2 protein-coding genes are annotated in these 14661 nt (G+C 27.5%); both read right to left on the reverse strand.

Annotated elements, in window-relative coordinates; genetic code table 4:
* Positions 1-40 precede the first annotated feature (40 nt).
* Positions 41-6655 (reverse strand): glycoside hydrolase family 2 TIM barrel-domain containing protein, encoded by a 6615-nt coding sequence (locus GE118_RS02050; protein WP_158763795.1) that lies wholly within the window; start codon positions 6653-6655, stop codon positions 41-43.
* Between the two features lie 265 nt (positions 6656-6920).
* Complete coding sequence (locus GE118_RS02055; RefSeq protein WP_158763796.1) at positions 6921-14606, reverse strand: beta-N-acetylglucosaminidase domain-containing protein; 7686 nt, start codon at positions 14604-14606, stop codon at positions 6921-6923.
* Positions 14607-14661: the final 55 nt, after the last annotated feature.

Consider the following 14661-nt stretch of genomic DNA (forward strand, 5'->3'; position numbering starts at 1 on the left):
ACCAATAATGGTGGTTTTTGTTTAGCTTTAATTTAGCTAATTAGCTAGCAGTATGATTAAATTCAATGTAACTTTCACCCATTAAGGTTTTAATTTGAGTAATTAAACCATCAACTTTAGTTTTGTTTAAGCTTAAAATATCTTTTAATGATTCTTTAGCTTGCACTTTTAGCATTTGAGCTTGAGTGTATTTAGCAACACCATTGCTAAATACTACCTTATCTAATTGTTCAATTAAATGAGCTCTAAGTTCCTTATAGTTTTCTATTACTGGTGTAGTAGGAATCAGTTTAAAGTTATATGTTTTAATTGCTTGAGAGTTTTCTGCAGCTACTTTAACAACTAAAGTATCATCAACTAAATTTTGTTTAACTATAGCATTATTAGTTACAGTGAAATCAACTTTTGGAGTGGTGGTTCCATTCAAGTTAATTGTATAATCATAAGTATTAGTATCAAATTCAGCTAATGGAGTATCATTAACTGAAACTTGAGAAATAGTATAATCAGTATTAGCATTTACTATAGGACGATCAACTCTCATTTCAGTAATAATCATACCGTTTTTATTATCTTTTGGAGTCATCTTAATTCTTATTGCATAAGCTTTTACTGGATTAAATTTAATAGTATTAATAGTACCATCATCAGTTAAAGATTCTGGTTTATTAATATAAGTAACTTCATGTCATTTGCTATTATCTTTTAAATTACTTTCACTTTGATCAATATAACCTAAGTTTTCTAAACTAGGAAGAAGGGTAATAGGTTCATCAAAGTATTCAATAGTGTAAGTTTTAGGACTGCTTGTTCCACTATCTCCACCAAAGAAAATACTTACTGAATCTATATGTTCTTTAGTTAATACTCCTCCTCTTGCAAAAACTAATCCAACTCAATCACTAGCACGCTTAGAACGTTGTCAGTTTGATCATTTGTTATTGTCTTTTTGGACAATACCATCATTAACTTTATTGATTCTATCAGTACTTGCAGCGTCTTTATCATTAGTAAAGCTTGCTATAGCTGCAGGATAATCAAATCCTGTAACTTGTCTGGTGATATCTTGATTTTGAGTTGATGTTGCTACTCTTAGATTTAAGATTGCTTTTAAATTAGTTCCATTAATTGTTCCATAATGTACTTTAGAACCTTCGGTTGTTAATTCTTCAGTAGTAAATTCATCTCATACCACATCTTTAACATAGCTAGTTCCATCACTATCATAAACAGTAACTTGAGTTGGAACATTATATGGTTCTAAACCTATAGCAGTAGTTGCAGCAATAGCATCAACTGATACATAATCTTTAACTACAATAGTTAAATAAATCTCTTGATTTAATGAGTTAATTATTCCTTTATAAGTGTATAAACCAGCATTAGAGAATCTAGAAGGAATAGCTTGCTCTCAAGTTATAGCTAACTTACGATCAAATTGTTCATTTTTATATCTAGCAAGTAAAAATGAATCAATATTAATCGTTTCATTAACAAAAGTTTCATAATTTGGACTAGTAAATGATTGAATTTCATTACTTCTTATTGCATTAATAATATTTATATTAGAGATATTTGATCTATAACTTTGACCCTTATATTCAAAAGTTGCATATAAGCTAGAACTTCCAGCTCCTTGAGCTAATAAGTAATTATTATCAATGGTATATAGTGAATTAACTAATGGATTAGCATCAACAAATGTTAAGTTTTCCATTTTGCTTGGATCAAGTTTTGATCCATCTTCTAATCTAGCATCTAGTTCAATTTTACCTTTTAATCCTACAGCTAAATTAGGTACAGTAATATTAAAACTAGTTACTTTATCTAATTCTTTAACTACTTTTAAGGTATAAACTTTTTTAGTTTGGTTTTCTGCAATTACCGTAGCTTTATAAGCTTTAGTTAAGTTATCTAAATCAAATTCAACTACCGAAACATGAGCTGAAGAATTTTCTGGTAGGTTAAATTGAACTACTGGAAATGCTTGAGAGTAAGAAATAGTAGTTGAATAATCAGTTAAATTAGCATCAAACGAGCTAATTGGTTGATTATTGATTACAATGCTTGCTAATTGGTTAGAAGTATCTTTAATTAATAAATCACTTTCACCATAAGCTTTAACTTCAACCAATCCCACTACTCAAAAGTCACTATTTTTAGCTCTAGCAGTAATTTTTAGACGTAAGTATTTAGTATTAATTGCATCAAAACTCATTAAATGTTCTTTACTTACATTTTTAGCATCAGGGAAGTTATTAGTATTAGATTGATTACTTACATCCATATAAGTTGTTCCATCATTACTATATTGAATAATGATACTTTCAGGACCATTGGTATGAGTATTACCATCACCAAATAAATGAATACCTAATGCTTTAATGTCTTGAGCTTGATTTAAAGTTATATCAAATGTAGTTTCTCTAGCATTACCTTTATTTCCACTAACTCAGTTAGTTCAACGTTTAGAAGCATCTACTGCTCCATCAATTACGTATTTAGGAAGATCTCCTCCTTGTTTAAAGCTTGCATTTGCTTCTGCAGTTGAAGGAGAAATATATTGCTTATTAGGATCAATGGTTCTAGTTAGTGCTTTGACTTTAATGTAAGCTTTAGTGGCTACTTGAGGATATTTAGTTAAATGACCATTAATTTCTAATAATCCTACTTGATCAGTTGAATGATCTGCAATATCTCAAGTTACATCTTCAGTTAAATGTCCATATTTAGAATCTAAATCAATTTTAGTAGGTAAATAAGTATTTAAATCATAACCTACTCCTACAACATCAAAGTAATCTATAGGTTTATAAGTTGAAACAAAATTAATAACATCAACTTGAATTTTAAATACCGTTCCATCAACTTCTGTAGTAGCATAGTATTTTCCTGGAATAGTAGTTTGAACATTAGAAGTATCTCAAACTACTTGTTTTTGGATTATAGTTCCTGCTTTAGTTATTGCTTTAACAGTTTTAGGAAGCATTAATGTTTCACTTTGTTTAATCAAAACATTATTAGTTAATAAATGAATAACTTGATTATTATTAGGTTCAACATCTTTAATAGCATAAACACTAGCACTACCATCAATTAAGTTTTCACTTTTAGCTTTAAGTGTAATTACACCTTGATTTTTATTTGATTTAACTATTACAATTGCTTTACCATTGAATAATGAACGTTTTCAAACATTGCCAGGATATGCTTTCATTCTTTCTCTACTTCAAGCATCTCCATTATCAACTCCTACAATTTCTCCTTGTCCATCAACTTCAAAATTAATTAAGTTTTTAGCTCAAGGATATTCAGTTCCTTCTTCATCTACTGCAGAAATAGCAAAGTATGCCAAAGAATCTCCATTAGCTAAAATAACAGATTTTTCAGGAACTACTTTAATCGCTATTGGAGGATTTGCGGTTTTTATTATATCAGTAGCTACTAAATTACCTTCAGCATCATATGCTTCAGCTTTAATAGTAGCAGGTTCATAATCTAACATTCATTTTAGATATAGTTCATTATCATTCTCACCTTCTTGGTATTCTAAACCATAGTTAGTAGTTCTAACATTGAAGGTTTTTTCGCTGATTAATTGATCGTTTTTGTAAAGCTTGATTGTTCTAGCATTTGAATAAACTCTAAGAGCAATTTGTCCATTTTGAGTTACTAAATTACGATAGTTAGTTTGATCTCAAGTTCAATGTGGAGCAATTTTTACCATTGGATGTTTTTTAACATCTAATCATTGAGATTGATATAAATAATAATCATTTTTCTCAAATCCTGCAGTATCAACTATTCCAAAGTATGAACTTTTTGGAGCATCATTACCTCTGTGACTATGTCAAGGAGTAGGTTCTCCAATGTAATCTCATCCAGTTCAAATAAATTGACCTGCATATCATTTATTATCACGGTCAAATTTTCAAGAACTAGTTGCTGTACGACCTCAACCTACTCTATTATTCCCGTAATCACTAAGTTCCTTACCATATTCACTTACAGTAGAAGTTCCATTATCATAAGATCCAGGAGCATATCAAACCCCTCTACTTCTTACAGCTGAAGAAGTTTCACTTCCATAAATTTTTCAACTAGGATGAGCAGTTTTTAAATTAGTTGCATTAGCTTCTGAGTAGTTCATACCTACAACATCTAATGCATCACTTATAGCTGAAACATTAGCATTTTCACCATTACCAAAACGATATTTATCATTTCCTCAAGTGATATATCTAGTAGTATCAACTCCTTTAGCTCAAGCAGCTAATTGTTTTCCTACAGTTACACCTTTGGTTGAAGTTGATTCGCCAATTTCATTCCCAATTGATCACATAAATATAGCTACAGAGTTGATTTTTTGACGAATCATTTGTTTTAAATCATATTCAGCTCAGGTAACATTATTAGCTTTAGGATGAGTTGAAGGTTGTTCAAAGAATCTATGATAATCTTGGGATTTCTTACCTGCATATCAAGTATCAAATGCTTCATCAATCAATAACAATCCTAAATCTTCACAAATTTCAACGTATTTAATATCTGCAGGATTATGGGTAGATCTAATAGCATTAACTCCCATATCTTTCATTTTCTTTAATTGACGATACATTGCATCATAATTTGCTACCGCTCCTAAAGCTCCTTGATCATGATGCATTGATACCCCATGAAGTTTCATTCATTTACCATTTAATGAAAATCCATCATCAACTGTTCAATTAGTTCATTTATAACCAAATCTTGTAGTAGTTTCATCAATCACTTGATCATTTTGATTTAAAATTTCAGTTTTTAATAAATAAATATTAGGATTATCAACATCTCATAATGCTGGTTGATTAACATCAAAGGTTAATGAATGATCTGTAGTGGTTCCTGCATTTAAAGTAATGTCATTAGAAGTATTAGTAGCTACTACTTGATCAGAACCTTTTTTATAAATAGTTTGTTTAATTTTAATAGTAGCATTTTCATTAGTGTTGTTTTCTAAGCTATATTTAACATTTGAAGTTACTGTAGCATCTTTGTTAGCTTGTAGATTATTATGAGTAATAACTACTCCATATTCAGCAACATTAATTTTATTTTTAACAATTAAATTAACATCACGATAAATACCACTACCACTATATCATCTAGAAGAATCAGATTTATTTTGAGCTTTTACTACAATAACATTTTTGCTTCCATCAAATTTAAGATATTTAGAAATATCATAGGTAAATGATTGATATCCAGAAGGATAATTACCAATTTTAGTTCCATTAACCCATATTTCACTTTCCATATAAACACCTTCAAAATGAATTGATATTTCTTTATCTTTTCATTCAGGTTCTACATCAAAAGTTTTTCTATAATATCCAACTCCACCTTCTAATGCTCCTCATTCATTAGAAATAGTAGGACTATAATCTAAATAAATTGATCAATCATGTGGTAAATTAAGATTCATCATTGATGAATCATCATAATTTACTCCAGTGATTCCATTAGTTACACTAGATCTTGTAAATTTTCAATCATTATTAAAGTTAATATTTCTTAATTCACTAATTGAAGCTACGTGTTTTTCAACTTCTGGTTCACTAGGAGTTTCAACTTCAGTAATTAATGCTTTAAATCCTGTAATGGTTTTAGCAATAGATTTTTTAGCATTGTTAGTTGTATCAACTATTTCAACAGTTATATTGATACTATTAGTATCAATATCTCGATCATTAATCATTAAATTAGAGATTCTGAATTTAGGATTTAATCCTGAAATTTCTCTAACCATATTTTCACTAACATCTAAAACCGTTTTGCTAGCTTTATCATAAACATCAAAAGTTAAATCAGTTAATGCTTGATCAATATCGTCAGATAAATTTGATGAACCATGAGTTGCAGCTAGTAATTTTAAATTTTCTACTTTAGATTCTAAACTACTAATTTCTTGGGTTTTATCATTAATTTGTTGATTTAATGTTGCAATTGTTGATTGATAAGTAGATACTGAATCTTGTAAAGTAGAGATTAAAGTATCATTTTGTTTCTTAGCACTATCTAATTGTGCAATGGTTTGTCGAAGTTGAATTAAATCATTTTCTTTGTTTAAAATAGTGTTATTTAAACTATTTTTTTCATTAGTTAATGTATTAATATTAGCTAATAATTCTTGATTTTTTACTTCAACTGCATTCTTTTGATTTTCTAATTGAGTTTTTTGATTAACTAAATCATCTAATTGTTGTTGAATTTGAGATTTTTGATTTGTAATGAAATTTAATGAATTTTTATAAGTAGTTAATTGTTCTTTGAGCTTAATAATCGCTTGAGAATCAGTAGTTGATAAATATTGTTTTTCTAAATTAAGATATTTTTGGTTTAATGATTGAATTTCATTTTCTTTAGTTGTAATATCGTTATTTAAAGTGCTAATTTGATCATTTAAATTACTAATATTAGCACTAAATCCATCAATTTGGTTTTTATTTGAAGTTATAGTTTGGTTTAATTGATTAATTAAAAGATCTTTTTGTTGATTTTGAACTTTGATGTTAGCTAATTCTTGAACTTTGTTAGCAATATTTTCAATTGCTGCTTCTAAATTAGCTTCAACTTCTTTTTGTTTATTTTTGTTTAATTCTAAAAGAGCAACCATTGATGAGTGTTTTTGTTTTCATTGACCTAGTTCATTAGTGTTATGATCTAATTTGGTTTTATAATTAGATATTTTTGATTTGTAATCATTGATTAAAGATAATAACGCAGCTTTTTCTTTTTGATGTTCTTTCTTAATTTCTTCTATTTTCTGTTTACCTGGGTTCCCTTTCGGTAGCTTGAGGTTTTGAACAAGCTACCACTGTTAATATTGGGGTTAAAATAATTGAGCTAAAAACAACATTTTTTAACTTCTTATTCATGATTTATTTCTTCTTTCGTTTGAATAATTTATATCCTGCAAAAGAAAGTATTGAAGTTGCTAAGATAGTAGATATTGAAATTAAAGTAATTTTAATTTTACTTAAAGGACCGTTTTTTACTTTCTTGTTTTGTTGTGTTTCATCTTTATCTTCTGGTGCTGAAGGATCAGATGGTTTTGGAGATTCAAGTTGATTAGAAATAGTATTATTTGCAGTTTCAATAAGACTACTAATTGCTCCTTCTTTATTTTGCAGTTCATTATTGTTTAAGTTTGAATAATCATTATTTAATAAGGTGTCAATTTGTTTAGCTAAGTCATTATCATTTGCTAATTTTGATCTAATAGTTTTTAATTGTTCTACATTTTCATTGATTCTAGAAACTAAAGCAACTTTGTGATTTAAGTAGTTCATTTCACTATTAGCAACTTTATATTCAACTAATTTATTATTTAAATCATTAGTTGATAAATTATCATAATTTAAATTCGAAATTTCTTGGATTAAGTGATTAATTCTAGTTATTTGTTCGTCTGATAAGCTATATTTAGATTTAATATTATCTAAGCTTTCTTTAACTTTAGATAACTCTTGTTTTAATTCTTCTTTATCATTTGAAGGATTAATTTCTTTATCATAATCTTCATATCCAATAGTGTTTAAATGATCAACTAAAGTTTGATTTAACTTAGTTAATTTTGCTGTTTGATCATTTAAATCATTAGTATTATTAGCATTAATAGCTAATAAGTTTGATATTTGATTTTTTAATTCATCATCTTTAACTAAGTGATTATAGTAATTAGTTTTATATTTTGCTAATTGATTATTTAAAGTTGCAGTTTCTAATTTATGATTTTGCTGTTCAATAATTGCTTGGTTAATTTTTTGCTTAATTGGTTGAATTTGATCATAAGTTGATATTGCTTGAATTTCTTTAGAATAAGCATCAATTAACTCTGTATTTTCTAATTCCTTTAATTTTTCTAATAATTGATCTTTGTATTTGTTTAATTGTTCAACTTTGGTTGCATTAATTGAAGCAATAATATTAGTAATTTGTTCAACTGTAGTAGCATCATTGATTGCTTGTTTAAATGATTGGCTATCTTCTAATCCTGTAAGTTGATCTAATGCACTAGCTTTTGCATTGGTTAATGCTTGTTGTTGAATTTGGTTAATTAAACTTGTAATTTGACTTTCTAAAGCCATTAAATTAGTTTCATCATTGCTTTGATTAATCTCATTAGCATATGAACTTAATTGGTTATATGGTTGAATTAAATTTAAAAGTTTGTTCTTTAAATTATTAATTCTTTGAGCTTTCATTTGTTTTAAATGTTCTAAAGAAGCTATTTTTTGATTAATTGTTTCAATTAATAATCTTGCTTCTTCTATTGTAGTAATTGATTTTAATTTATTTAAATAAAGCTCAGGAGTATCAGTTTTAGTTGCTAATTCTGTAGCTTGAGTGATTAATTCTTGTAATTTTTGCTCTTGTTCAGCTAAAAGAGCTACTTGTAATTCTTGGATAATGTTTTCTACTTCTTCTACAGAGTTTGCTTGATTGATTTTGTTAGCAAAATCAGCTTTATTATTTAAAGAATTTAAAATAGCTGTTGCTTCTTGTTTTTTATTAACAATTGCAGTTGCTTTTTCGTTTCTAATAGCTGCTTCAACTTGATCCAAAATAGTATTTAAAGCATCTATTTCATTAGTATTATTCATCGCTTCTAATAATTTAGCTTTTTTAGTAGGGTTATTTAATTGATCTATTTTTGCTGTAATTTGACCTTTAACTACATTAGCTTTAGCAGTTTTATCATTTTCTAATCTTGCTAAAACATTAGTTTTAACAGTTTCAATTGCTTCTAGGGTATCTGCATCAAATAATGATAGTTCCAATCCTTCTTTAGCAGCAAAATCACTAATTTGATCAATTATAGCTTTAACTTCAGCTTTTTTAGCTGCAATAGTTGCATCATTTTGCTCTTTGATTGCTGCTAAAATTTGTTTGTTAATTGCTAATACTGCTTCTACTGTAGTAGCTTCAGTAATTTGACTTGCATAATTAGCTTTATTAGTTAATTGATCTAAATTATTATTTGCTAATGCTTTTGCTTCTTCAAGTTTAGAGCTATCTAAAGTTAATCCATTAATAGCATTGGTTAATTCTGTAATATAACCACTGATTTCATCATCACGAATTTGATCTTCATTAGTTAATAAAGTAGTCATTTTATTTAAGACATTAGTATATGTTTCAAAGGTTTCTGAAGTATAAATATTACTATCATTTGAATAAGGGTGATTTACCAAATCTTTAAGTTTATTTAATTCAGCTTTTTTAGCTGATTTTGCAGCATAAAATTCTGTTTTTAATTCATTAGTTGCAGCAACTATTGAATCAATAGTGGCATTAGTAGCTTCAGCTTTTAAATCAATAGCTGCAATTTTTGCTTTAAGATCTTTATTTAATTGTTGTCATTTAGCTCCATTATTATCAATAAAGCTATATACTTGATCTCTTAAAGTTGAGTATTCTTTATATTTTAGACCTTTAGCAGATTCTTTAGCACTAGCTAAAGAATTATTATATTGCTCAATTAAAGCTTGATATTGTTCAGGAGTTACTTTAGCAGCTCTATTAGTTGCTAAAGTATCTTGATCAAGTTTAGTTTTAATTTCATTAATAATATTGCTTAAAGCCATATATGATTCATCATCGTATAAATTTCGATCTAATTTAGTAAATTCATCTACTTTCAATAAAGCAATGTCTTTATAAGTGGGACTATATTCTAAAGCTTCTTCAGTAGTGTTAAGTAAATTAGTTAATTTTGAAACTTCAACATCACTTAAAGCATCTTCGTTTTCTAATGCTTTAGTAACTTTTTTGATTGCATTCATATAGTTATTTCAAGTAGCAGTAGTAAAACTATTAGCATTAGTTAATGCTGAAGCTAATTTAGCTTTTAATCCTGAAGTATCTGCTTTTAATTTAGCATTTGAAACAATAAATTTAATTTTATTAAGCATAATATTTACTGTTTCTTGAGCAATAGCATTTGAAGCTATAACTTTTTTAGCTAATTCTATAGCTTGATTAAATTTATCTTTATCAATTTGAGTTCATTGATCAAAATTACTTGGAGTTATTAAATTATTTTGTAATTCTTCTTTAGATGTTTCAGTTAGTTGAGAACGATCAAAGAAGATTAATTCATTAATAGTAGGTTTTATATTTGTTCAAGTAATAGTTATAGAAACTAAATATTTATCACTTGGTAATCTAAAAGTTGAAGTAGATAAATCTAAAGTACCTAAATCAAGAGTTTCTTTATTTCCTTGATCATTAACTACTACTGCAGATACAGTAGCACTTGAAGGTTCATCACTAGTAATAATTTTTAAATCTTTATTGTTAAAACTTTCATCTAAAGTATAAGTGATTGAACCATTAGTGTTTTTTGGTTTATAAGCACTATTGAAATCTCCATCAATCATTTTTCCTGGAAGATAGTTTCTTGAAACTTCTACTGCTCCATCAAATTTAGGATCATTAGCTAGTGAAATATATTCTCCATTATTAATTACAATTTCATTAATAATTAAAGCTCTTGTTGGATAATTTGCTAAAACTTTTAATCTAATGTATCTAGCTTTAACTCCATTAAGCTCATCATTTCCATAATATTTAATGTTTGGATATCTTGAATCACTTAATCCTGCACCTAATTGTTGAAGGTTGCTTTCTCTATCACTATCTTGAGTGCTATCACCAATGGTAAAAGCGGGTTGTCAATTAGATTGATCAGTTGAATATTCAACTTTTAAGTCTCTAGGATAATCTTGAACGTTATCTGAAACATATAATCTTAAAGAATTAAGATCAATTTCAGTTCCTATATCATAAATTGCAGTATTTCCTGTATTTGGATTTCCACCAAATTTAGTTTGAGTGTTGATATTACCATCAAATGCAGCTCCATTAAATCTTGTATCTCCTCAAGTTGAATTAATTGGCATATCGCTTGAAATTAATTTACCAAAACTTGATTGTTCTTTAATATGAACTTTAATACTATTAAAGGTTACTGTAATAGGTTCAGTAACTGAAGTTTCATTATTATTAAATAATCTTAAATATTTAAAGGTTCTATTATTTAACTCACTAACATCATTAATATTTTCTCAAATATGACCATTTTGAGATGCTTGTAATACTATATGTTCAGTTTGAGTATAATCAACTTCTACATTTTTAATTCTGTATAAGGTTTTTAGATCTAATCCTATATATTCTCCAGATTTTAATGAATGAGTGTTAGTAGTAGTGTTATTCATTAAAGTAAATGTATCATCTTGATGATCGGTTAATAATTGCGGACTTTCTAAATTACTTAAAAGATATTTAGCTGATGGTCTACGTTTTTCTTCAAATTCTATTTCTTTAATTTTTCATCAAGTACTTACTCCATTTTTAGATTTTAATCTAATACCATGAACCATTCCAGTATTTGCAGGAACTTCAAATGTTCATACTTGATTTGCATTATCAATTTCACCTAATGTAGTTCATACACCATTGATTTCTTTTTCTAAAACCATTGCTGATAGTTTATCATTTGTATCTTGAGTAACTGTAATGGTTTTTAATTCCAATGTTTTATCAAATATAACTTCCACACCATCATTAGCAGCAATATTACCATTTGAAGTTTTATGACTTATTCAAGCATAAGTGCTTTTATTACCATCTACTATATAATCGTATCTATTATTTCTTGCTCCATCATTGATTGAAGGATTTACTCCTATTTGAGTATTATAAGCAATAGCGGTTTTATTAAATGTTGCAGAAGCATCATATCCACCAACTTTAATAGTTCCTAATCTTCATCAAACTCTTTTTTCTTTTCTATTAACTAATCTAAGTTTATTAGTATGACAGTATCCATAAATAGTTTGATCTTTTGAACTATCAAAATGTCTATCTCCAAATTGTTTTCAAGTATTATCAGTGGTATCAAAGTATTGAACTTCTACATCTTCTAAAACATCTCCACTATTTGTACCACCTTGGAAGATTTTAACTTTAGTAACTTCTTGAATTGTTCCTAAACCTATATGTAATTCAGAGTTTTCTGATGAAAGATCACCATCAACACTTTTTAATCATCATTCAGTTGCGTTATCATCATCTAATACTCTATCTTTATTTCCGCCAGCAGTTGCAAATTTTACCGGAAGAGTTACATTAACAATAGGTAATCAAGAAGCTTTAGCTTGTGATTCTTCAACTACAGGTTTATTAACAATAAATTGAGTTAAACCAAATCAAGAATCATTTGGATCATCTTGAGTTGAAATCAATCTTACACCTAAAACATTTGAAATGTTTAAATTATTAACTTCTACAGGTACAACTGAATTTAATGGACGATCATAAACTTCGCTTGAAACATCAACTCAATCAGTACCATTAGTGGTATATTGTAATTTAGATCTAAAGAAGTGGTTTTTACCAGCATTCATTTCAATATAAACATTTTGTAAAGTGATAGGTTTATTATACTTAACTCCAATATAGTTACCATTTCTAACTATGTTAGGATTTTTAAAGTACACGTTTTCTCTATTACCTGGTTCAAAAATCTTTTCTTTAGTACCTCCTGCAGGTGAAAGATATACATCTGAAATGTAAGTTTTGGTAATAAAATTAGGATCTAAAGATGATTTTTGTAAACCACTAGCATAAGCATTTAAGTTATTTACAAATGGTTGAATGTGTTGATTACCTACTTCTGGATCTTTAAATTCACTAAGGTATCTAAATTTATGGTTAGTTCTAGCTAAAGTTAAATCTTTTTTAGCTGTAGTTACTAATTCTAAAAATCCACTAATGTTACCTAATTTATATTGTTTTAAAGCGTTTAAGAAATTAACTATTGAATTAGTTAAATCAACTCAAGAACCTAAAAAAGGTTCCATTTGACTTATAAGATTACGATCATGACCACTTTCAAGTAAAGTAGTTGCATGATCGTGTAATTTACTAAACACATCTATTAAGTTATTAATTTGTTCATCAGTATAAGTTTCAGTTTGTAAAGCACGGTTAAATTCACTTAAAGTATCTCTTATTTCTACTGATTCTTCAAGTTTAACAACTCTACTATCCATTTTTTGGTTAATCATATGTTTAGATAATTCTCTTAAAGCTGTAGATTCAGGAGTTTCTACAATTGAATTATTTTCTACATATTTAAATGCATCATGATAAACCTTATCTATATGGTTATCATTATCCCAAATATTTCAAGAATATTCTGCATTACCAAAAATTGCAACTTTAGATGGTTCAGATTGTTGCATTGGGTTTAATATAATACCTTCTAAGTTATTCGGATTTACATTTTTATGTAAAAACTCTTTATATCCTCCCATAATTAAATGGTTTTTAGAGTTATCTGAGCAAGGTCAGTTAATTCATAAAAATGGTCCTCTACCAGAAGTATTTGTAAATGAATTTGTGAAATTAACTGAAACTTCACCTCATATTTTTCCACCAGTCATTACTATTTGAACTTCTTGTGGTAAAGCTTTAAATCTTTCACTACCTCAACCACCATAATCATGCACAACAAAAGGTAAGGTAGTTTTCATATCTGGATATTCATTAGCTTTTAATTCTTTCAATCAAGCTACAACATCTTCCAATAATTTCTTTTCTAAAGCTTGTGATGGAGAGTGAAAGTCATCAGCTAAGATTCCAATTTGTCTTACTCCTACATCAATTACTTGTTTAAATTTAGCTTTTAAAGCGATTAAACTTTGATCATAATTAGCATCAGTAATTATGTTTGATTTAAATGGATGAAGTGTATAAATATAACGAACTTTAGTTTCGTTTCCTGCTACAGCTATTGGTTTAATTTTATTTTCAATTTCTTCTACTGTATATAATTCTCTTCAACGATCAATATGTTTTGGATCGTCTTTAGGAGCATAGAAATATCCATTTAATTTAAAATAGCTCCCTCATTTCATATAGTTAATCCGATCTTGTACAGATCATGGATTACCATAATATCCTTCAATTACTCCTCTAGATTTAACATCTGCATAATCTTGAATTTTAAATTCACTAATTTTTAAACCTCTAAGTTGTTTAAAAATGTGATATAAGGATGTTAAACCATAAAAGGCTGCATCATTTTCTTTTGCATATAAAGTAATTACATTATCTTGGTTATCTAAAAGATAACTATCAGTTTTATCTAATAATCCTTCTTGGTATTCTATATTCTTTTCTTTAACATAATCATCAACAAAATTATCTCTGTTGTCTTTGGTTCCAATTAAAATATTTGTTTTATTCTTTACAATTCTTCTACTAGTTGTATAAGTGATATTTCTTAAGTTTAACGTTTCTTTAAAACGATTAATGGTTGCTTGATCAATTCCTTCTTCGATTACCACATTAATACTTGGTGTCATAATATAACTTTTTTCATTGTAAGTTATTTGGTGAGGTGTTGGATAAATTTCATATTTATCTACAGTTGATACTACTGGTTGGTTTAAGTTAGTGCTTGATTCATCACTTGCAGCACTAATACTAGCAAAACATCCTAAAGATCCAACTATAGATAAAATCGTTTTTATTTGTTTTGATATATTCATAATTCTCCTAAGTGTTAACAAAAACTAAGAACAAGTCAAATGTCCTTAGTTTTTA

It is taken from the genome of Mycoplasma sp. NEAQ87857 (assembly GCF_009792315.1).
Classification (GTDB): domain Bacteria; phylum Bacillota_I; class Bacilli_A; order Mycoplasmatales; family Metamycoplasmataceae; genus Mycoplasmopsis.